18 protein-coding genes are annotated in these 23,213 nt (G+C 41.2%); 5 read left to right on the top strand and 13 right to left on the bottom strand.

All coding sequences use genetic code 11. The features are described from left to right. Positions 1-368: 368 nt before the first annotated feature. The 7 genes from RM368_RS13870 to ppsA form a co-directional block, all read right to left on the bottom strand. Entirely contained in the window at positions 369-1,532 is a 1,164-nt protein-coding gene (locus tag RM368_RS13870) for a hybrid sensor histidine kinase/response regulator (RefSeq protein ID WP_322694588.1), read from the bottom strand. A gap of 179 nt (positions 1,533-1,711) precedes the next feature. After that, positions 1,712-2,158 (bottom strand): response regulator, encoded by a 447-nt coding sequence (locus RM368_RS13865; protein WP_114080291.1) that lies wholly within the window; start codon positions 2,156-2,158, stop codon positions 1,712-1,714. Continuing rightward, positions 2,103-4,409, bottom strand: coding sequence for an ATP-binding protein (locus RM368_RS13860; protein ID WP_322694587.1), 2,307 nt, complete (start codon positions 4,407-4,409; stop codon positions 2,103-2,105). The genes RM368_RS13865 and RM368_RS13860 overlap by 56 nt, the downstream gene beginning before the upstream one ends. Positions 4,410-4,759: 350 nt before the next feature. After that, positions 4,760-6,361, bottom strand: coding sequence for a dolichyl-phosphate-mannose--protein mannosyltransferase (locus tag RM368_RS13855; protein WP_322694586.1), 1,602 nt, complete (start codon positions 6,359-6,361; stop codon positions 4,760-4,762). Positions 6,362-6,923: 562 nt separating this feature from the next. Next, complete coding sequence (locus RM368_RS13850) at positions 6,924-7,283, bottom strand: XisI protein (protein WP_322685364.1); 360 nt, start codon at positions 7,281-7,283, stop codon at positions 6,924-6,926. After that, positions 7,253-7,687 (bottom strand): element excision factor XisH family protein, encoded by a 435-nt coding sequence (locus RM368_RS13845; RefSeq protein WP_322685365.1) that lies wholly within the window; start codon positions 7,685-7,687, stop codon positions 7,253-7,255. The genes RM368_RS13850 and RM368_RS13845 overlap by 31 nt, the downstream gene beginning before the upstream one ends. A 12-nt stretch (positions 7,688-7,699) precedes the next feature. Further along, entirely contained in the window at positions 7,700-10,180 is a 2,481-nt protein-coding gene (gene ppsA / locus RM368_RS13840) for a phosphoenolpyruvate synthase (protein WP_322694585.1), read from the bottom strand. 196 nt (positions 10,181-10,376) lie between these two features. Here ppsA and RM368_RS13835 point away from each other — a divergent pair, with 196 nt between their 5' ends. After that, positions 10,377-10,781, top strand: coding sequence for a hypothetical protein (locus RM368_RS13835; RefSeq protein WP_322694584.1), 405 nt, complete (start codon positions 10,377-10,379; stop codon positions 10,779-10,781). 531 nt (positions 10,782-11,312) lie between these two features. Here the strand turns inward: RM368_RS13835 and RM368_RS13830 are convergent. From RM368_RS13830 to RM368_RS13805, 6 genes are all read right to left on the bottom strand, one after another. After that, complete coding sequence (locus RM368_RS13830) at positions 11,313-12,545, bottom strand: aspartate aminotransferase (protein WP_322694583.1); 1,233 nt, start codon at positions 12,543-12,545, stop codon at positions 11,313-11,315. Further along, positions 12,542-13,732, bottom strand: coding sequence for an iron-containing alcohol dehydrogenase family protein (locus tag RM368_RS13825; RefSeq protein WP_322694582.1), 1,191 nt, complete (start codon positions 13,730-13,732; stop codon positions 12,542-12,544). Before RM368_RS13825 ends, RM368_RS13830 begins: the two co-directional genes overlap by 4 nt. Positions 13,733-14,464: 732 nt before the next feature. Continuing rightward, complete coding sequence (locus RM368_RS13820) at positions 14,465-14,986, bottom strand: Ycf51 family protein (protein WP_322694581.1); 522 nt, start codon at positions 14,984-14,986, stop codon at positions 14,465-14,467. 407 nt (positions 14,987-15,393) lie between these two features. Beyond that, positions 15,394-16,200, bottom strand: coding sequence for an IS5 family transposase (locus tag RM368_RS13815; RefSeq protein ID WP_322694580.1), 807 nt, complete (start codon positions 16,198-16,200; stop codon positions 15,394-15,396). A 648-nt stretch (positions 16,201-16,848) separates the two neighbouring features. Continuing rightward, positions 16,849-18,237 (bottom strand): O-antigen ligase family protein, encoded by a 1,389-nt coding sequence (locus tag RM368_RS13810; protein WP_322694579.1) that lies wholly within the window; start codon positions 18,235-18,237, stop codon positions 16,849-16,851. Continuing rightward, on the bottom strand, positions 18,219-19,061 hold the full coding sequence (locus tag RM368_RS13805; RefSeq protein ID WP_322694578.1) for a YaaW family protein: 843 nt from the start codon (positions 19,059-19,061) through the stop codon (positions 18,219-18,221). The genes RM368_RS13810 and RM368_RS13805 overlap by 19 nt, the downstream gene beginning before the upstream one ends. A 127-nt stretch (positions 19,062-19,188) precedes the next feature. Between RM368_RS13805 and RM368_RS13800 the strand changes: the two genes are divergently transcribed. The 4 genes from RM368_RS13800 (at position 19,189) to RM368_RS13785 (ending at position 23,073) form a co-directional block, all read left to right on the top strand. Continuing rightward, entirely contained in the window at positions 19,189-20,277 is a 1,089-nt protein-coding gene (locus tag RM368_RS13800; RefSeq protein WP_322694577.1) for an NAD(P)/FAD-dependent oxidoreductase, read from the top strand. Between the two features lie 507 nt (positions 20,278-20,784). Continuing rightward, the gene (locus RM368_RS13795; RefSeq protein ID WP_322694576.1) at positions 20,785-21,159 is read left to right on the top strand and encodes a hypothetical protein; all 375 of its coding nucleotides are present in this window, start codon (positions 20,785-20,787) and stop codon (positions 21,157-21,159) included. A gap of 177 nt (positions 21,160-21,336) precedes the next feature. Continuing rightward, positions 21,337-22,212, top strand: coding sequence for an SIMPL domain-containing protein (locus tag RM368_RS13790; RefSeq protein ID WP_322694575.1), 876 nt, complete (start codon positions 21,337-21,339; stop codon positions 22,210-22,212). A gap of 339 nt (positions 22,213-22,551) precedes the next feature. Next, the gene (locus RM368_RS13785) at positions 22,552-23,073 is read left to right on the top strand and encodes a lecithin retinol acyltransferase family protein (RefSeq protein WP_322694574.1); all 522 of its coding nucleotides are present in this window, start codon (positions 22,552-22,554) and stop codon (positions 23,071-23,073) included. The last annotated feature ends 140 nt before the right edge of the window (positions 23,074-23,213 follow it).

Here is a 23,213-nt window from a genome sequence, read left to right as displayed (position 1 = left end):
TATCCTACTTCTAGAGATATTGCAAAAGCTAATTTTTTTGCAGATGTAATACTTATTACTATTGGTTTTTTATTTTATGCAAGAAATAATTGAGTTAAGTAATATGTTTGACAACAGTTTTTAAACATTCCTTTTGTAAGCCTATATTAGGCTACAAATCCAATTTGTAAATTCCGAAAATAGCCGTTAAATTTTAGTAAATTTTTTGTAAATATAAATTTCTTCTGAGTAGAGAAAAAAGCGCTTGCGAAGTCGCCATTACCACGGATGAAAATTCGTTTGAAAGCTCGCATACGTAAAGGCACAATATATTTATTGTGCCTCAATAATGAACTGTATTCCCTATATATGAAAATTGCTGTAACCGCTTAAACTTCTAGTAAAGGAAGGGTGACGGTAAAGGTTGTACCTACTCCAACTTGGCTATTAACTACAATTTCGCCCCCATGTGCATCGACACATTTTTTAGCGATCGCTAGCCCCAAGCCGGTACCAGGGATGTTTCCCACATTGTCCGCCCGTCGGAAAGGCTGAAACAATCGTTTTTGGTTTTCTTGAGGAATACCAATTCCCCAATCTTGAACTCGGAAAATTACTGCTTTTTCTTGACCAATTAGTTCAAAGCGCACCATGCCACCCGGTAGTGAATACTTAATAGCATTGCTAAGTAAATTACCCAAAATGTGCCGTAGTAAGCTTTCATCCCATAAAGCTTCATCTAATTGCCCAAAACTGGCGAACACTAAAGTCAGATGCTTATCGTTTGCAATCAATCGAACTTCATCGACCATTTGGCGACAAAAAGCTTCTAAATCTAAGCAGATGACTTCAAAACCGAGTCTACCAGAATCAGCTTTGCCGATGAATGTAACTTCATCCAATAGCTGCGCCATGTTTTTAATTGCCGAGCGAATCATTTGCAAATGATTTTGTTTTTTCTCTTTAGTTAATCTTTCATCCTGATTTTGTAGCAATCCAGCAGCCAAGAGAATAGTATTTAGCGGATTGCGGATGTCATGGGAGAGCATTGAGACAAATTCAGATTTGAACTGGTTGAGTTCATTGGCTTTTACGAGTTCCGCAGTTCGTTCTTCAACCCTAGTTTGTAACGTTTCATTGACAGTGCGTAATGATTCTAAAACCTGCTTGCGCTCGATCGCATAACGCAAAGAGCGAACCAACACATCTACATTTACCTGTCGCTTGACTAGATAATCTTGCGCCCCTTGCCGCACTGCTTCAATTGCTAGTTCTTCGTCATTAGTATTTGTTAAAACAACAATCGGTATACTTGGCGCTTGACTAATCAGAGGAGGTAGAGACGACAATCCTTGGCTATCAGGTAGAGTTAAATCTAATAAAATAACATCATAATTACATTGACTTAGTTCCTGAAGTGCTTCGCCCAATCGCGTCACATGAACCAGAGTAAACTCTTGGGACTGGGCTTGCATCAGAAACTCTTGTAACAATCTAGCAGAAGCTAGGTTATCCTCAATTAACAAGATTTTTACTGAGTAGCTCACAACCATAATCTTCAGGTTTCACCCCCTATTGCTGCTCTATCTTGTCATTTGTCATTTGTCATTGGTTATTCTCCCCCTGCCTCCCCTGCCTCCCCTGCTCCCCCTGCCTCCCCTGCCTCCCCTGCTCCCCCTGCCTCCCCTGCCTCCCCTGCTCCCCCTGCCTCCCCTGCTCCCTACCCCCTACCTCACTCTGATGGTAGCGTCACGGTAGAGAGCCAAAAATCTTCAATACTCTTGACGATTTGAAATAATTGGTTAAGGTTGCGAGATTTAGTGATATAGCAATTCACATGTAAATCGTAGCTGTGAAAAATGTCATCCTCATTTTTTGAGGTTGTTAGCACAACAACTGGAATACGCTTTAGTAGTGGGTCGGCTTTTATTTCCGCCAGCACTTCTCGACCGTCTTTTTTAGGTAAGTTCAAATCTAGCAGAATCAGGTCAGGGCGTAGCGCATCAGCATATTCACCTTCTTGGCGTAAATAAGCCATAGCATCTATACCATCCCTGACCGTTACCACTTGGTAGGGCACTGAACTATTTTTCAACGCTTCTTGGATTAAGCGAATGTCAGCTTTATTGTCCTCGACCAAAAAGATGGTTTTGTGTTTTTCTCCCGTTTCTACGCTCAAGTTCGCGTCCTCCAACTGGAATCGTAAAGTAGAAGGTTGCGCCTTCACCCAGTTCTGACTCTACCCAGATCCGCCCCCGGTGACATTCGACAATCTTCTTACAGATGGCTAAACCCATACCTGTACCAGTATATTCATCCCGCGTGTGTAAGCGCTGAAAAATTACGAAAATGCGATCGCTAAATTTCGGATCGATACCAATACCATTATCCCGAACTGAGAATAGCCATGCATCTTCTGTCCTTTCTGCTCCCACATGGATTTGTGGCGGCTGGTCGCTATGAAACTTGATGGCGTTACCGATGAGGTTTTGGAATAGCTGCATTAGTTGAGTGCTGTCAGCCATAACTACTGGTAAGGGGTCATGGGTGATAGTAGCGCCAGTTTCATTAATGCGTTGACGCAAATTGCCTAATCCGCGATTTAAGGCTGTCTCTACATCGTTCATTTGAAATGCGATCGCTTGCATATCCACTTTCGAGTATGCCAGCACGTCATCAATCAACGTCTGCATCAGGCTAACTCCCTGCACAGCGTAACTAATAAACTCCTGAGCATCTTCGTCAAGTTCTTCGCTATAGCGCATCTCTAACAGCTGGACGTAATTCACCACTTGATTGAGTGGTTCTTGCAAGTCATGGGAGGCGACGTAGGCAAACTTTTTCAGTTCGGCGTTAGAACGTTCTAAATCCTGGGCTAACTGGGCTAGTTCATCGGCTTGACGCAGGACAATATTAACAATTGCTTTCCGCAATTCTAATGCTGCTTTAACTTCTACATCTTTCCAAGGTAAAGATGTTAAGCGAACCGTTTCTTTCCACAGTTCAAATGATTTGCGCGGACACAGACGGACATTTCCTTCTGACTGGTTAACTTCAAACGCCTTATTAGGATCGCCACCCCAATTTACAGTTTGAATTACTTCCGGTCGGAACCACAAAACATAATTGCGCTTGGCGATGGGAATAGCTAATAAACCACTGGCGACATTTTTAAAACTTTCGGCATCTGGATAAATCTGTGGCAAAGAATCTGTATAGAAAACTTCTTCTTCAACATTATTTTTCAGCCATTGGACTAAAAAATTCAGGTCTTCTTCTCTAGGGGTTTCACCAATTACTGTACAATTTCCCCCAAAACAAACGGCTGCACCTTGAGCGCTGGCCAAATCTAAAAGATGTTGAGGGTTTTTAACTAAACCATCAATGAAGTTTTCTTCTTGAGACATGTATTCAATCAAGATTGATTGAAGGTGTGTGAGATTTATCCGGTGATAGTAGTCTTCTGTCTCTTCTCTAGCCGAGATTTCTGCAAATATGACTCTTCCCAAAAATTCGCAAGCTTTACGCAATTCATAGGAAACATATTTCGGGGATTGATGGTGGCAAGCAATTAATCCCCAGAGTTTTTGATCTTTAATTAAAGAGATAGTCAGCGAAGCACCAACACCCATATTATGCAAGTACTCTGTATGACAGGAAGCAGCACTTCTGAGAATAGAGTTGGTTAAATTAATCGGGCGATCGCTAATTGGATTATTGACAGGAAAAAGCTTGACTGGCTGGGAATAAGCATCCGGGATAATTCTGATCGAATTAGCAGCAAATAACTTTCTCGCTGGTTTGGGAATATCTGACTCTGGATAATGCAGCCCTAAATATGGTTCTAAGCTTTCTAGCTTTTCTTCAGCGACAACGGAACCATGCCCATCATCATCGAATTTATATAACATTACCCTGTCAAATTCTGTTATTTTCCGAACTTCTTGAACGATAACTTGACAAAAGTCCCGGAGATTTGCTGTTTTTTCTAGTTGGTTGATAGATGCTCTAGCTAGATGATAAAAGCTTAAAAATGGGATATTTTCTTGAGTAAGAGCAGGTTCTAACTCCAAGATTAAAAATCCTTCTGTATTGCGGTGAAATACTGCATCAAATACTACGTATTCATCACCTTTTTTTCGCACCCAAACTTTGGTGGGATTAATAAAATCAAGATTTTCCCCGGATAGCCCTGTTTTAATTCTCTCTATCTGAAAGGGATCGAGTAAATCTTCTAGTTTTTTATGTAACATATTTTCGGGAGCAATTCCGAAAATCTTTAGCGTATTAGTGCTAACTTGTAATATTTTTAGCTCAGGCTCCTCCAAGACTAACAGGACACCATGAGGCTGAATTTGGCTAGAAATATGAATCGGTGCCTCTTTCAAGCTAATTAAATTAATACCTGGCAATTGTAAGTTTATTTCCATGACGATCCTCCTGTGTTGTCCGGGAGCATCAAAACTAGAGTATCTATAATAATGCAGAATGATGAATGTAAAAATTTTATAATTTTTCATTCATCATTTTTACTTAGTATCTAATTTCCCATGCCCTGGTGTTGCGTTTTGCAGCCTTAGTTTTATCTGCTTGTGCTTTGAAAAGTCTAACAGTGACTAAAGTTACATAGCGATAAGAAATATGAAAACCATGTGATTAAACAATTCTGTATATGTATAGCTATGTGAAGTTGAAACATAAGTTAGGAGTTTGGAGTTTGGAGTTATTATTTCAATACCCCATGCCCCATGCCCCATGCCCCATGCTCCATACCCTTCAATCAAATCCAAGAATTGAACCACATTCGCAGCTTGTAACCGTTAGGAGAAAGGGGTAAACCTAAATAAATGGGCATCCAGAAAATAAAAGCAGCCAGAATGATAAAAGTAATGGTGACACCTAGCGCCCGGAGTTGTTGATAATAACTGCAAAGACACCGATCGACAAACCAGGCGATCGCTAAAAATACAAACACTACTGCACACATATAGTGGTAGATAAAAACACACCTTGTCACTTTCACCCAAGGTAATAAGTTCGCAGCATAATTTATAACTAAATACAAAGCAATCCAAGTATCAACACTCAGAGTTGCAGGCATAGAAAAACGCTTTTCTTTCACCCAAGGAATTACCGCTTGTGACACCAGCATCCCTACTAAAAACAACATAGCAGCAACACCAAACCACCACAAAAATGGATTGCCCATTGCATGGACATCATAAATAACTTGTCCAGCACCAGCAGGTAAAGGCGGCCCCATCACAGGTAAGGGTTCGCTGATACTTTCAGCCGTTTGATAATAATATGCCATTGGTCGAGTCATCAAAGGCCATTTATACCAAGCAGCACAGTAAGGATGTACGTTAGGACTATTACCACCTAGATGTAAATGAAACTTCAAAATTTGCTGATGTACTGCAATAAATCCATAAGTTTTATCTAATTGAAGGTGAGGAATCCAGATGATGCTATAGATAAAAGCTGGGATAATTCCTAGATAAAACAGCATTTGAAAAATATTTAGCTTAGTTAAATTTTGTAGTGGTGATTGAGATGAAGAAGATGAAAGCAATGAGGGAGAATAAGTAGAAACTCCTGCCTCCTGACTCCTGCCTTCTGCCGACGCTCGCGGACTCGCTAACGCTGCGCTATCCTGCCTCCTGTCTTCTGACTCCTGACTTTCGCCTCCTGCCTCCTGCTCTAATGAAGGGGATTTAAAAAAGAATTTGGAGTTAGAGAAAGAATGTATCAAATACATAATCCAAGCTACTATCCAAATGAGATAAGCACCTGATAAAAACCATAAACCATTCCACTTAGTACCAACTGAGGCGCCAAAACCAATGCCAGCAAAAACTAACCAAAAAGAACGTCGGCGATTTTGATTATCTAATGCCAATAATAAAAACCAGTGCCCTAACAAACCAAAAATGACGATATAAATATTACTTAGAGCATACCGAGACTCAACTAGAAAAATACCATCACAAGCTGTGAATAATCCTGCAAGTATTGCAAAGGTACGACGATAACTTAACTGATAAGCGATCGCAGCTACAACTAAAGGGATAAATGAGCCAGTAAGGGCATTGAACCACCGATAAGTCCAAGGCGATCGCAATGAACCTGTCAGCCCATTTACCGTATCGTGCCAAAAAGGAATGTGACTGCCAATCCAAATGCCGATACCGATCATATATTGACTTAGCGGCGGATGAGCATTAAAAAATGGCGTATGCGTAAGATAATTATTACCAAATTTGGCAAAGTAAACTTCATCAAATACCAGAGTGTTGAATCGCTCCAGTCCCCAAAACCGTAAGGCAAATGAGAGAATAAATACACTCACCATCCCAATTCGGAACCACTTTTTAGTCATTTGTCATTAGTCATTTGTTATTGGGCATTAGGCATTTGTTATTGGGCGTTGGCATGGGAAATAGGGGATGAGTCTTTGATACTTGTGAATGAGTCTTTAATACTCCAAGAAGCTCGCCTCAAGTGCCAGCCTACCTCATAATCTTGAGTGGGTAAACCATCTTTTTCGGGCAATTGTTTGAGAATGATTGTTCCTACAATTGTTGTAGTTTCCTTTTCGACAATTGCCCAAGATCCATTCTCACCTAAGTTCCTATATTAAATTCGGGCAGTCGTTGATTGAATTCGGGTAACCCCCAAGAATTTACATAAAGCCATTCCAGATATTTGTGATGAATAAATCAATCTATACTGAAAAATGCGGGTGTCAAGTAACCCATACATTCAAAACTAAAAAGAAATCTGACGGCGAAAAAGAAAGCCCGCACCTAGCCCCCATAAATAAAATTTAGAGGTTTGCTCGGTACGGATAGCTCGGTCAAAAGTTTTGTAGACAATTACATAAACAAAATATGGCGATCGCTATACTATGGGCAATTATCCAGAAGTTTAACTACCGTTGGCTATGCAATGGCAAATTCTGAATCTTTCCGCAGTTCTTCAGACCGAAATCCCAATACAATCCGATCTTTTGGTATACCTGCTTTCACCAATTCCGTTGCTACCCCCTCTTCAGTGCCATCACGTTGAATCCAAATTTTGCCATCAATAATATCAATGTGAATCAGACAGCCATGAACGCGACGAGTCACAGTAGGCGATAAATCATAGGCTGGTTCTCTTCCCAAAATCATCAACAAGTAACGGTCTTGTTCGCTGTCGAAAACTGTCTCAAATTGGATATTGCCAATGCTGAAGGGGATCGTTGTACGATCGATCAGAATATTCCTAATTAATTGCCTGTACTGCTCCAAGGTATCCATCTGAAAATAACCTCTTGCTCTAGCTGAAATACAACGATATGGACTTTGTAATCTTCTATCAAAAGTTTAGCAATTGGCTCATCAAAGATATCGGCGTATACTTCGTCACGAACGGCGAGATAGAGGACGCGATCGGGATTGGTTCTACTCATCACAGAGCGGTATGCAAGATACTGCCCTAGCGCGTGTTCGAGATCGGTCATATCCGATACACTGCGAAAAGTTTTAATCTCAACGGCTATGCACTGTCCTTCCTTTTCAGCAGCAATTAATTTCTCTGCACCCAGGTCAACATACATATCCCTTTTTCCCCACTTCAGATGAAATGGATCGTCGGTAATCGTCCAGCCATCTTTGATTAGGGCATTTTTGACGTTCTGGTGGTAGCGGTCTTTAGCTGGCATAAATTACTCGAATTACGAATTACTACCCTCGACTTTTGCGACTTCCAACATCGTCTTTAAAACTGAATCTGGATTTAGACTAATCGAGTCAATTCCTTGTTGAACCAAAAACTGGGCAAATTCTGGATAGTCGCTGGGTGCTTGCCCACAAATGCCGATTTTGCAATCGCATTTTTTCGCTGTTTCTATGACCATTTTTACCATTCGCTTGACAGCTGGACTGCGTTCATCAAACAATCGCGCTACTAACGCCGAATCTCTATCTATCCCTAGTGTCAATTGAGTTAAATCATTAGAACCAATGGAGAAGCCATCAAATACCTCAGCAAATTCCTCAGCCAGAATCACATTACTGGGTAATTCACACATCACATAAACCTGCAAGCCGTTAACACCTTGCTTTAAACCATTTTTTGCCATCTCTGCTAAAACCAAACGCCCCTCGTCAGGAGTGCGGCAAAAGGGAATCATGGGGATGACATTTGTCAAACCCATTTCTTCCCGTACCCGTTTGAGGGCATGACATTCTAAGGCAAAAGCTTCTCTGTAGCCTTCATCGTAGTAACGCGCCGCCCCTCGCCAACCTAACATTGGGTTTTCTTCATGGGGTTCAAACTGTCGTCCACCTAATAAATTGGCATATTCATTACTTTTGAAATCTGAGGTTCTGACTATCACTGATTTCGGATAAAATGCTGCGGCAATTCTACCAATGCCTTGAGCTAATTTATCTACAAAATATTGGGGTTTATCGTTATAAAGTGCGGTAATATCAGCAATTTTAGCTTTGACAAATTCATCTTTTAACGAGTCATAGTGAATCAAGGCCATTGGATGAATTTGAATTTGGTTAGCAATGATAAATTCTGTCCGTGCTAAACCTACGCCATCGTTAGGAATTGCCGATAAACTCAATGCTTCTTGGGGATTACCCACATTCATTAAAATTTTAGTGCGGGTGCGGGGTAAGTTCTCTAAAGGGACTTCTTTAACTTCAAAAGGTAATAAGCCTGGATAAACTTTTCCTTCTTCACCTTCAGCACAAGAAATTGTTACCTCTTGACCAGGTTTCAAGATGTCCGTAGCATTACCGCATCCGACGATCGCAGGTACACCCAATTCTCGCGCAATTATTGCTGCATGACACGTGCGACCTCCAGAATTGGTGACAATTGCACTAGCGCGTTTCATAATTGGTTCCCAATCGGGATCGGTTCTCTCTGTCACCAAAACTTCCCCGACTTGGAACTGTTCTAGTTTCTGAACATCCAAAATTAGGCGTGCTTTTCCCTGACTAATTGCTTCCCCAATTGCACTTCCCGTAACCAGGGGAATTAAGGATTGGAAAGATTTTTCCCCATTCCCGATTCCTGATTCTTTATTCCCTAATAACAAACGATAACTCCGCAACACATTTCCCGTCTTCTGCGACTGGACGGTTTCGGGGCGCGCTTGCACGATAAAAAGTTGGTTCGTAATCCCATCTTTTGCCCACTCGATATCCATTGGAGTAAAAATGCCGTGGACTTGGGAATAATGGTCTTCAATTAAACACGCCCAACTTGCTAGTTGTAAAATCTCTTCATCACTCAGAGCGAATTTACCTCTTTCGCTGGGTGAAACCGAAACATTTTTCGTAAATTTAGAGCCGTCATCATAAATCATTTTCAGTTCTTTGCTACCCAATTTTTTATCAATAATTGGGCAAAAACCAGCTTTTAAAGTTGGTTTAAAAACATAATATTCATCGGGATTAACAGACCCCTGGACAACATTTTCACCTAAACCGTAGGCGGCTGTAATTAGTGCCGCATCCTTAAAACCTGTTTCTGTATCAATAGAGAACATCACCCCAGAGGTTGCTAAGTCAGAGCGCACCATTTTTTGCACGCCCACAGCCAGAGCAATGCTAAAGTGGTCAAATCCCTTGGCGTGGCGATAAGAAATAGCGCGATCGGTAAATAGAGAAGCAAAGCATTTATGACAAGCTGCTAAAACTCCTTCGACACCGACAACGTTGAGGTAAGTTTCCTGCTGTCCAGCAAAACTAGCATCGGGAAGGTCTTCAGCAGTGGCGCTGGAACGGACTGCCACATCTGTGTCTGCATGGTATCGTTCGCAGAGACTATGATATGCTGTGGCGATCGCCTCGCGCAATTCTACAGGAAAAGGGGTGTGGATTAATAGCGATCGCGCTTTTTTGCCGCGTTCTCGTAAATTTTTGACATCTTCAACATTCAAGTCAGCAAAGAGTTTGCGTAGCTTTGCTTCTAACCCCGCTGATTGAATGAAATAACGATAAGCGTAAGCAGTAGTGGCGAATCCTGTGGGAACGTTAATGCCTTTGGGTGTTAGCTGTTGAATCATTTCCCCCAGTGAGGCATTTTTACCACCAACTACTGGAATATCAGCAATCCCAATTTCATCAAACCAGAGAATAAGCGATCGCTCTTGGGCAGATAGAGATAAAGTGCTTTTAGATACTGTAGTCATAAATATTACCTTTTCAGTTTATACTCAATTTGTTAGTGCATAACTGCTACTATATTTATTTTTCCCATATTCAACTTGAGATTTTTGGTTGTGTCGCGTAGTTTGATATTTGGCGATAAAATACAAAATTAAAAGCAATAAAAATTAACAATTATTCAGTTTAATAACTCGCTCGAAATACCAAATGTAATAAATTATGGCGCAGCTAGAACGACTCCTAAAAATGGCAGAAGATGAGCTAACTGAATACAGCACTGATGCCCGCAAAATAGAAAAACTACGCCGTAAAATAGGTTTAACAGTATCGCTAACAGAACAGCAGCAAGTAAAAGAGGCATTACTTGCTAAGATGAAATCTAATATAATTACCCAAGTTGTGGAAGAACAAAGACAAACAGTAGCCTTACCATTTTGGGGAATTGCTGGATTGGGTTTGCTACTAGGAATTTCTTTAAATCAACCCATAGGCTTGTTAGCGTCTGTAGTTGGAACTGTATTAGCTTACAGAATTCAGAAATGGGGTTGGAAATTGCAGGCAAATCGTTTATTATTACAAACATTAGAAGAGATTGAAACGCGTATTGCCCAACCCAATAAGTAACAATAAAGACGTATTTTATAAATAAATTATTTACATATTCTGTATTATATTATACTCAATAATTAATTGATCGCTTCATTTACATCTCCTAAGCATTTAACAATTCCTTTGGGATCACCATAGCAAAAAAATTAGATATTGGATTTAAATTAGGTATTTATTAAGAAAGACAGCAAGCAGAAGGCAGTCTTCCGTAAACTCGAACTGCCCTCCGTCTTCATTCAATATCCTAGTTTGCGGGTAATAAATGCTACATTACATTTTGGTAGCAGATATTACACATCATGCAAAAATAACTTTGCAAGATGTTGGGGAAAGGTTAAAGGGGAAGGGAAAGTTCCATACCTTTGCCCCTTCCCCCACTACTGCAAGAAGTCTATTAAATATAGCTACGGGTTGTCTCAACCTGGAAGTCCAGGTTAGAGAGTTCACTTGCAATAGCTGTCGCTTCGTATAATCGTATTTGTTACACGATCTCAAAGATCGTCAGCAAAAATTTTAGTCATGTAATATTGGTTTTCTTTTTTCTAATCAACTTACGAGATCGGCGATCGCTTCTGAAGCAGGGACTACAGCTTCAGGTTGATAACGGATGCCAGCTTGCTTGAAGCGGTTTAAAGCTTCACCCAAGCGATCGCAGTCTGCAATCAAACTGATCCTGACATAACCCTCACCTGCAACCCCAAAGGCATTACCGGGAGTAACCACAACTCCTGTTTGTTGCAACACGTTCAGGGCAAAATCTGTGGAACCAACGCCAACGGGACACTTCACCCAAAGATACATCGTCGCCTTGGTTTTGGGGATATCCCAACCCAACTCTCCTAACCCGTGAATCAGGAAATCGCGGCGGGTACGGTAGCGTTGTTGTACCTCATGCAAATACACATCTGGCAGTTGCAAAGCTGTTTCGGCTGCTGTTTGTAATGCGGCAAAAATGCCGTAATCCAAGTTAGTTTTCAGCGTCCGCAAACCTTGAATTACATGGCGGTTGCCCACGACAAAGCCGACGCGCCAACCAGCCATATTGTAGGTTTTAGATAAGGTATGAAATTCCACACCAATATCTTTCGCACCGGGAATTTCTAACAAGCTAGTGGGTTGATAACCATCAAAAGCTAACTCCGCATAACACAAATCATGCACCAGCAAAATTTCATATTTGCGGGCGAAGGCGACGATTTCTTCAAAAAATTCGCGGGGGGCGGTGGCGGCGGTGGGATTGCTGGGATAGTTGAAATAGAGAATCTTTGCTTGCCTTGCAACTTCGTCAGGAATGGCAGCTAAATCAATTAACCAGTCATTTTCAGGTTTAAGAATCAAACTATGGATTTTGCCACCAGCGATCGCCGGGCCGCGAAAATGTGCCGGATAAGCTGGGGAAGGAACCAGAACTACATCACCAGGGTTAATATAGGCGATCGCTAAATGAGTTAATCCTTCTTTAGAACCCAGCAATGGCAAGGCTTCGCTATCAGGATCGAGAATCACATCATAACGGCGACGATACCAGTTAGTAATGGCACGGCGGAAACTAGCTGTACCCTCAAAAGGTGGATAACCGTGATTGCTAGAATCTTTTAAGGCTGCGATCGCCGCTTCAACAACTGGTGCTGGCGTTGCACCATCGGGGTTTCCCATACCCAAATCAATTAAATCTAACCCTTGTTCCCGTGCTTTAGCTTTCAGTTCATCTAAACGGGCAAATACATAAGGTGGTAGTTTTTGTATGCGTTCTGCTGGGACAATCCAATTTAAACTCATAAAACCTCGTCACTCATTCCCTTGGGCGAAACTCGATTTGTAGTATCTCTACTATCTATAGGTGCAGTGGTAGAAACCATTGCCGCCATCAACTGTTCTGGTGCAACTTTAAACGGTAGTCGATGGATGTCAGAATTAGGAACTAGAGCCATTTCGGCGGCTGTTTGCAATTCACCTAATGTAATATTGCCCAATCCTAAATCACTTAATTTTTGGGGTAGTCCAATTTCTGTGTAGAACTTTAACAACTGTTGCCGTGCTGATGCTGCTAGTTGATTGCCTTGTAGCATTTCTTCTAAACGCAGTTGCACCAAAATTCCAAAAGCAACTTTTTCGCCATGAATACTGCTATGTCCAGAAATATGAGTTAAACCGTTATGCACGGCATGGGCGGCAACTGTGCGACACTGCGCTCCTCCAAGTCCCCCAACTACCCCAGCTAGTAACACAGTAGCATCTACCACTTCTCGCCAAACCTCACTACCTGGTTCTTCGAGGGCGGCGGCTGACTTTTGTAACAAGATATCTCGCAAAACTCGTGCTTGTTGCACCGCAGCAATAATTAAAGTGTCTTGCAGGTGTCCACTACTAACTGAGGCTTCATACCACTTAGCGATCGCATCACCAATTCCAGCTATTAAGGTACGTTGCGGTGCAGTTTTAATCAAGTCATAATCGAGTATCAATAAGTCGGGACAACGAGATAGCCCCACATCGTAGAGAAAAGCCCCATCTTCCGAATAAACATTCGATAAGGCACTCCAAGCTGCACAAGTAGCCCCGGAAGTCGGAATTGTCACTACTGGTATATGTAACTGCTGTGCAACTAATTTCGCTGTATCTAGGGCTTTGCCGCCACCAACACCGATAATGACATCAGCTTTATGTTCTTTTGCCTTTTTCTGTAAAGATTTTAGGCTAGCTTCGCAGCAATCTGCACCATAAGAAGCTTGGATAGTATGTAACTGCTGCGCTTCTAAAACTGGTAGCAAATTTTGTTGGCTGATAGCGAGAGTAGACTTACCTGCCACAATTAAGGGACGACTTCCCAAACAGGCAATCTCTGCTGCGGCTGTTTGCAACACCCCAGAACCACGGATTACTTTTGCGGGGGAAACTGTGAGCGTAAATAATGAACTAGAGGTTTGAGTAGACAAAGAAGGTTGAGTAGAAAAATTATTGGGCATATAATCTCGTTTACCAAAACCTTGATACTTCTTAATATAAATAGACTAGCGATCGAGGATACTTATTGCCAAACTAGTTTTTGGATGGCTCCAACCTGACACGCGGTCGATCTGGATTTGAACCAAGCAATTAAATAGATAAGTCCTGTTGCCGACTGATTGAGTAGTTTGACGACATTGCTTGAATCTATAAATACCCATTGGCCTGAAATTCCGAACTATCAAAGTTTTGAATAACCGTATGATTAATTAACATTAACATTGTCACATTCTCAAGAAAAGCAATCGAGAATTGATAATGTGTAGGCGGTCGTGTTATTTGATGCAATTTTTAGCTACAGATATATATGTAAAGGTATGCAAATATATTTCCTGACAATCCCTTGATTTGCTGCAAATAATTTTGAAAATGGCAACAGTGGCAATTAGGACAACAACTGACAAATTACAACTGTCAGTACCCATTACCCCACGCTGATTAACTTTTTCCCACAGTATAACCACTAAAGTGTGAATATTTTATCTAAAAATAACCATTAATGTATCAGTAAATACAAAATAATTTTTGTCATCCTGATAACAGGTAATTTACTTTTGTTCTCTGGGTATGGAGCATTGGGCATTGGGCATTGGGTATGGGGTATGGGGAAAAGGGGAAAGATTAAATTTATTCCTTTTCCCTTTAACCTTTAACCTTTTCCCCTGCCCCCCTGCTTCTCCGCTCTCTGCCTCTTAAGCAGTAGGTTTTGGCAATTTGGCGAAATTATCTGTGTAAATTTTGACTGTTACGGGGGAATTTTGATGAGAAACGAGCGATCGCTTCACCTCACCCAAATAAATTGGCACAGAAATCCCTGTTTCCGGGTGGAGAATGGTACGGGCGCGAACTGTCAAATTTCCGTCTTCCAGTGTACCTGAGCGACCATAAGAAAAAAGATTGCTAGCTGCTTGACGTAAAGTTGCTTCTAATTGTGTGGGTGTAATTTGGGGTGATGTGGCAATCACCGCTTGTGTTGAGCCATTGTCATAAACTAGAGTGTACCGGGCTGCTCCAGGAATCACAGTCCGACTCAAGGGGACTATTGAGAGTCCAAATAAACCAGCAGTCACCACCAGCATAAAGCCAGTCGTACCCACCAACCGAAAGCGGATGCCCCATTTGAGAATAAAAGCCAAAAATGTCAAGGCAGCAAATACCAAGGTAGCTATACCTGACCATTGGGTGTACTGAAGAAAGTTAGCTGTTGTGAGCATAAGGTTGCTTATGGAGGCGTCTTTTTTTCGTTACCGACACACTCATTTTACCGAGAGCTTACACCGATTACCTGTGAGGTTGCATAGATACAACAACTTGCTCAAGCCGCTTATAGCAATTCCTAGTTACGTGAGGTACAGAAATAATGTTTTTTAACGCAGAGGAGCGCAAAGTCAAACGCAAAGGTACGCAGAGGCTTACCTGGCGTTGCAGAACAGAGGGATGAATTTAGGCAGGCAGGGGAGGCAGAAGGTGCTGGCGTTGCAGGAGGGGAGATTTTATAACTTGTGAAATCTCCCGCAATTATGCAACGCCGCTTACCTAATTTTATTAGTGATTTACTCAGTACCTCAGCAGATCGGGAAACGCTATATATCACCAAGCCTAAGAGGGTGTTTGAAAAGTTTTAGGGAGTCAAAAATGAAGCTAGTCGCCTCACCATAATACGGATCATGGCAAGGTAGATAAAAGTCTCAGATGTTTCGGGCAATAACTCATAATCTCGGACTAATCGCCGACACCCCATTAACCAACCGAAAGTGCGTTCTACCACCCAACGTTTTTTGAGCAAAACAAAGCCTTTGGTTTGCTCCGGTCGCAGCACTACCTGTACAATCCAACGACAAAAGTCCATTACCCACTGCATAAAAAACTCACCGTTGAAACCACCATCTACCCAGAGGATGGTCAAACGAGATACCTGCTCCCCTGACTGTTTGACCCGTTGGAGAACTTGTTTGCCCCCTTCTCGCTCACCTATATTAGCTGCTGTTACCAAGACCCGCAGCACTAACCCCAAGGTATCAACGGTCATAAATCGCTTGCGTCCTTTGATTTTCTTGCCGGCATCAAAGCCTACTGATTGACTCACCATTGCCGCACTCTTGACGCTTTGGCTATCAATTATCGCTTCCGATGGACTCGGATAACGTTCAATTTCGATTCTCGTCCATTCTCGCAGACTATCGTGAATGTGCAACCATGTCCCGTCTTGACGCCAGTTTCGGAAATATGTGTACACTGTTTGCCAAGCAGGAAAGTCCCCAGGTAGCGGTCGCCATCTCACTCCTTCTAGCAGGATGTAAAAAATTCCATTCAGGACTTCCCACATATCGACTTCACGCTTACGACCACCTGGTTTCGCTTCTGGAATCAAGTCGCTAAGAAATTCATATTGTGCATGACTCAGGTTACTGGGATAAGCTTTACTCATGTCGCTCTCTCGGTGCTGTTTATTATCTATTCACAGCGTATACTGAGAGAGCTTTTTTACAACATACCCGACTTTTCAAACACCCTCTAATAAAGTTCGTTTCTATTCCAGTCCTAACAATATAAATTTCATCTGCTCTAACAACAATTTCTAACTTAATGTTGTCCCTGTCTCTAAACTCTTTCGTCGTTAATTTAATATCTGATAGATAAACAGTCAGACCTTTTTGCTGCACAGGAATAGTTATTTTATTATTAACATCATAATTATGCTACAGGTATGATTACCCGCTTAATTATCCTTTTTTCACATATAAATAAATAGGTTCTGGTGGGTTACAAAGACCTAGTTTAATTTCAGTAATCATATTTTATATTCTTTTATCAAAGATAAAACTTTTCAGATATTGCGTTAGATTCAATCTTTTTAAAATAGTGTTTAACTGAATAAAAATAATAAATATACAAAAGGGCATCTACAAGAGATGCCCGTCATGCAGGAAAACCCCAAAGGGATGTCCCTACACCTTCCCAACAATCAGCAACAGTGACTAATTAGGTATTAGTCACACTCACAGACGTGAATATAACAATTTTATTAACTTAAAACTCTCAATGTCCCCAGTGCATACACTGAAAAAACTAATAGCTAATTTTGACGAGATGCAAGCTTGTCTTTATCGCGATCGCGATGTACCACTCCAACAATAGCAGCCAAAATTAACCATGAAAGCGCATTCAAACGAAAATCAAAGAGAGTTACATCTACTGTATTCAATAAAATCCACCCAACAAAGGACAGAAGATAACTGAAAAATATCAATTTGTCTCCTGCATCTAGATATTTTGAATTTTGCAGTAATTGGACACTTGTAATCACAATCCAAGCTAGTAAGCCACAAAATAAACAAGCACTAGGAAAACCAGTTTCAGCAGATAACATCAAAAACAAGTTATGGGGATGACCCAAGGGAATCTGCATCTTTGCTCTGTAAAGTGTACTAAAACTGCGTAACCCCCAGCCAGTCCAAGGATGTTGTTGAGCTAAAGACCAGGCAAACTCCCACTGAGTTTTTCGCATTAAAGCGACTGGTCTATCTGGATACATATCGTCATTTAACCTTGCCCAAAAGAAGGCAGGAACTACGAAGCGAAAAATGTGAGCGACTGATGAGGGAGCAAAAGCCGCCAAAAGAATACTAGAGACGATCGCAGCAACGCTACCTACAAGAATGCGCCAACCTTGGTAAAGTGCATAAGCTAAACAGGCAAAAATAGCGATCGCCCACCCATTACGCGAGTTGGTGAAAATTAAGGCAATGAAATTTGTAATTACCGCCAACGTTAGGAAGAGAAAGGGAACTGGGGACTGCGGCGCAGTCAGTCTTTCCCCTCTACCCCTCTGCTCCCCTGCCCCTCTGCCTCTTATGCCCAATTTCCAATACCTCATCCCTAATCGCCATTGTTCGATCCACAACCCTAGACTAAGGATGAAAACTATTACTAGATAAGCTGCGAAGGTATTAGCGTGCAAGAAAAGGGAAGCGATACGACCTGGTGGGTTTCCGCCTGGTCTAATTGTCCAACTAAACACAACCCACACAAACTCGAACTTGAAACTCCAGCCTAAAAATAATTGTCCCAAGCCCATAATTGCTACTGGCATGGAACCGATTGCTAAAGCCCAAGCCATTTGCCGCAATTGGCCAAATGTTTGAATCAGAGCGCTATGGGCAGCGAAAAGTAAAAAGAATGGTAATAAATTAAATAAGCCGAGGAAAGCTGCTGTTTTGTCTTGGGCAAACCCAGCACTCACGATCAGTAATACACTCAACAGGGCAAATCCCCAATTGAGGGGGCAGCGATTAATTTTGCGGGATTGTTTCAGCCAAGTTATTAATGAGACAAAACCTACAGTTACAGCCCCCACAAAAGGACTCAATGGGAAGATTAACAGTGCCCATAGAGAGTAGTTCCAAGAAGATTGCCAACGAGACTTGAAATATTCAAAAACCTTGTTCAAGCTGGCTCCCAACATTCCTCACGAGTGAGGCGAATTTGAGCTAAGGCGAAGATGGTGGGGATGATTCGACCATAGTTAGTAGCGATCGCTCTCCAGCCCAAATCTGCAATAAACCAAGTCCACATCATTGGCCCAATCACGGCAAACATCGTGCGGGCTGCCCCATAACGAGCTGCACTCACTGTCATACCCCGTTGCGCCATTTGCATTGCTACATAGCTTTGAAATTGCGTTGCAGCTGCTTCTGAGCCTGTAATTGCCGCTTGTTTGGCTACTTCATAAGTAGCAAAGTGGATGGCGAATTGACGGGCAATTTGCTTAAGTACAAGTGGCTGGAGAAGAGAAGTAACCGCGATCGCACTACCGCCTTTGAAAAGCAACCCCAAGGGGTCGCGTTGCAATAAAAGTGGTAGGGGTTGTTTTAATTCTGATTTGAGCAGCTGGCGCTGCACCTGTACAGTCAATTTTTGTTTTTCTTGTTCCGGCAATTTTTTCCACACCTGTCCTAGTAAATGCAAAAATACTTCTGCTTCTAAATCAATAGTTGCCAGCTGATTAGAATAGGAAATTTTTAGATACTTACATACTTGAACTAACGCTTGTCGGTAAGTTACCTGTCCTGTGCGTCCTCGTAATACTGTCATCCCATCTGCCGCCAAAAAACGAAAGCGGCCCTCTAGTGCATCTAACCAAGCTTTGCGGTCTTGGCTTTGTACTTCGATGGGTTCGGGTGTGTGTACATAGTCTAAGGGATTGAACTTACGACTAAATAGAATTGCCGTTAAATCTTGCAATTCTTCTTCGGTCGCTAACTCTAGCGCCGCCCTCATTTCATCCAATTTCCCTTCCTCCCTTCCGTGCAGCTTTCTGTACCTTATTCTACTATTAGCTTTCAGCAGTCATTAGTAGTAATTTTGTCCTTTGATAATAACTAATGACCAATAATTAACTAGGGACTATTGACTCATGACTGATATTGCAGTGATTGGTGCCGGAATTGCCGGTTTAGTCTGTGCCCAGCAGTTAAGTCAAGCTGGATATTCGGTGATAGTGGTGGAAAAGTCGCGTGGTTTGGGAGGAAGACTGGCTACACGCCGCTTGTATGGAACTTTGGCGGATCATGGGGCTTGTTACCTGAAACCAAAGGGTGAATTATTTAGACGTTTTGTGGAGATATTGCGCGATCGCCATATCCTAGAAGTTTGGACAGATGAGGTTTACGAACTTACAGCAGGCGCTCCTTTATCTGAACCGAAAAACCGCAGTCCGCGTTATGTTGCACCTGCGGGAATGAGTGCGATTGCTAAATCCCTCGCCCCAGGTTTAGAAATATTACTGAATCAGCGTGTCATCGCTATTACCCCAACTCCCGAAAATAGCTGGCGTCTGACTCTCGAATCTAGTAATGAAGAATTAACTGCAAAAGCTATAGTTGTCGCTATTCCTGCACCCCAAGCTGTGATGTTATTGGAATCTTTGGGTGAGAGTGTATTGGATGCAGCCTTTCTGAATAACTTGCGTTCTGTAGAATTTTATCCTTCAATTAGTGCGATCGCGGGATATCCTTCTACATCTCAACCTCTCCCTCAATGGAAAGCTCTAACTTTTGTAGATAATGCTGATTTAGCATGGATTGGTTTGGACAGTAGCAAGCGTCCTAACCCTCAACAACCACATTTTGTGGTGCAAAGTAGCGCTGATTTTGCCCAACGTCATCTAGAATCACAGGATTTACAACCTGCCGGACAATATATGTTGCAACGAGCAGCTGAATCTCTGTCCCTTCCTTGGCTGAATACTCCCGAATGGATGCAAGTACATCGTTGGCGTTATGCCTTTCCTAGCCATCCTTGGCACGAAGCTTTTTTATCTGCTGGAACTCCCTTACCTTTAGTTTGCTGCGGTGATTGGTGTGGCGGCAACCTTGTGGAAGGTGCGATGCTTTCTGGATTAGCTGCGGCTGATGAAATTAACAATCAGTTACATCATTTATCTTTTGACAATGTGAACTTTTTAAACAATTTTTCCCGATCCTTTCATCTGTCGCTAGACTGATCCTGCACTATTGTGAGTCGTTATTTTTCTGACTGACTAAATAAAAGTGCAACAAATAAGTTTTTTTGATGAAATAGCAAATTTTGCTGCCAACCTAAAAAGTGATGCCAATTACCCAAAAAGCTTAATTTCATGAAAAACTTGCTCCTAATTCAGGTTGTTTTACTGCTGTTAATCTTGATCCCCTAGTCGTTGTACTGCGTTTTATGTAGATTTCTGCCAAAAAGGCACAAATTTTAAATAATTAGGATTATAAATATAAAATGTCGGTAACTTACTAGCTTATTGGACGCTGTTTTAATAAGTCATACTGTGAAACAGTATAAACTTTAACTAAAATAAGCAAAGCCGAATGTCTGAGATTGTATCAAGATAAAAGGCTAGTTTTGGGGTTGATTGCATCTGTAAGGTGAATTACTTTTAACTGATTGTCATCACGACTTTGCCATCTAAAAAAGTTATTCTCTCCAACAAGCATTGACTTGATTAAAAAAGGAGTTAAAAACCATGAAAACGGTAGTCAATTTAACACAACAATCAATAGTGGGAGAAATTGAAAGTATTTTGAATACATATCCATCCCATCCATATCAACAAGCCTTTGCGATTCCTGATTTACGCCAAGAGCTAATTACTTTCGTCCTCAACCGCATTCCCTCCTTTTACAGCGTCGTGTCTGATGAACAGATTCCAGCGGAGGCTGAACAAGGAAGCTTGGCTTATTACAAATTGCCTCGTAAACCTTTAGAACAGCAACTACATTTACAGAATTTGATTCACCAAGGCATTTGTCTAATAGTTCAAGAAAAGTCAGATTGGATTAGCCATCGTGTTAGTGAAACAGTTCAACCAACTTGTGAACCCTCTCACTGGTTTGGTTAATATTTCTAACAAGATTTGGCTCTCTGCTGAGATATCAATAACGTCCGCAGTGAATTTTGAATATTTGAGTTAATCCCACGATTAAAGGCTGTGAGATTAGCTCAATATTTTTTTAAGTATATTCCTATTGAGGTGTAAACTTTGACAATCACTAAGTTCAAAGGATATTCCCAGGATATGAAAAAAATAACTGCTCTAATGCTAAGTATTTCCGTGACTGTCGGGGTAGGGGCATTAACACCCAAAGTCACTAATGCCCAATTGTTTTACCCACCAGCAAGCGATCGCCATTCATTAATGGTAATTGGTCAAGGGGTAGTGAGAGTGCCAGCAGATACGGCGGATATTGAGTTGGTATTCAGTAGTGGAGGTAGCAATGATGAGTTACAAACGCAACCATCATCTCTACCCGAAACCCGCCGCATATCTTCACCCTCCGGGTTCGGCAGTCCCTCTTTGTTGGAACAACAAGACCGGGCTGCCTCACCAACTCTACTTTTGAATTACAAAACAGCAGCAGAATCTTTACCAAGTAAAAAATCCCTAACGAAAGCAACTCTTCAGCCTGTAGTGGATAGCTTAGTTGCTAAAGGCATTAGGGCTGATAAAATTCAAGTGCAAATTAATCCTAATGCCAGTGAAAATAACGCCAAGATATTGGTGAGACTAGAAAAACCAACACGCGATCGCGTCCAGGAAATTGTTGCTACAGCGAACCAGTCCACGAGCCAAATTGAAAACCTTTCTGTCAAGAGTGTGGGTGTTGACTATGCGGTAAATGACTGTCAAGCTTTGCAGAGTTCAGTTTATCAATCAGCGATGAAAGATGCTCAAAGCCGCGCTCAGGCTTTAGCAACTGCGATGCAAGTTAAACTTAGTACTCCTTCTGTCGCCGAACCATTTTACACATTATTTTATCCCTCATGTAGTTCTAAAACTGGAGTTCCGTTGCCATCATTTGCTAGTTTTTTATTATCACCAGCTTACGATCCAGAAGCATCGGCAGAAGTTGAAATGAAAAAGGATATTTTTGTGACTTATACAACGAAATAAACGTTTATATTTAGGGCGATCGCACTTTGATATAGTCTAAATCAGAAGTGCGATCGCTTAATTATTTTATTCTGAGTCGAATCAATAAGGATAGGTGCGATCGCACTTATTGTTTTTTTCATATTTTGCGGGTTTAACTCCATAGAATTTTTATTTTTATCTTGATATGACCCAAAAAATACTTAGAGAAAGTTCTAGTATTTACAACTGTATATTTGAATATTTTGCTCTAACTTCATCGTAAAATTTTACGGCTTTTACTACTGACAAATAAATAATGATCTTAATAAAATGTGCTTAACAGATTACAAAAAATATAGTTTTATTTTGAGAGAAATAATGGCACAAGGAGATCACATATACTGTAATATTTATCAGAATGGTAAATCTCTCTATCATCATGGAATTGATTGTGGTAACGACACTGTTATTCATTACCAAAAGAATTACAAACAAGAGAAAGATGGAATAATCCTCTGGGTTTCTATGACTGAGTTTGCTAAAAATAGGAAAATTTATATTAAGAAATATGAACAGTGCGATCCGCCGATAGTTGTCTTTCTGAGAGCAAAACGAAGGTTAGGAGAGAAAAACTACAATATTTTTTATAATAACTGTGAGCATTTTGCACATTATTGTAAAACAGGCGAACCAAGTAGTCCTCAAGTCGATAATGCTAAAAAAATCATAGGAGATAATGGTATTGCTGTCGCTGATAATGTTATTAAGTCGGTGCAATCAGCAGCCGATCAAAGTAAAAAATATATACATAATATACATAAAAATATCGAGGATACATTAAATTTTTGGAAAAATAAAGATGACGACGATAGTGATAATGGTTTTTTCACATTACTTTAAAAATAGGGCAAACTTTTTTTAATTTCTGCTCCCACTGTCAGATCGAAATTAGCAAGCCAAATATAGGAATCCGGTTTGATTCCTATATTTACTTGCGTGGGCAGGGAACAGGAAAGAAGGCATACATCCGTACTGAGTCT

It is taken from the genome of Nostoc sp. DedSLP03 (assembly GCF_034530815.1).
Taxonomy (GTDB): domain Bacteria; phylum Cyanobacteriota; class Cyanobacteriia; order Cyanobacteriales; family Nostocaceae; genus Nostoc.
This window is presented reverse-complemented; position numbering and strand designations above follow the sequence as displayed.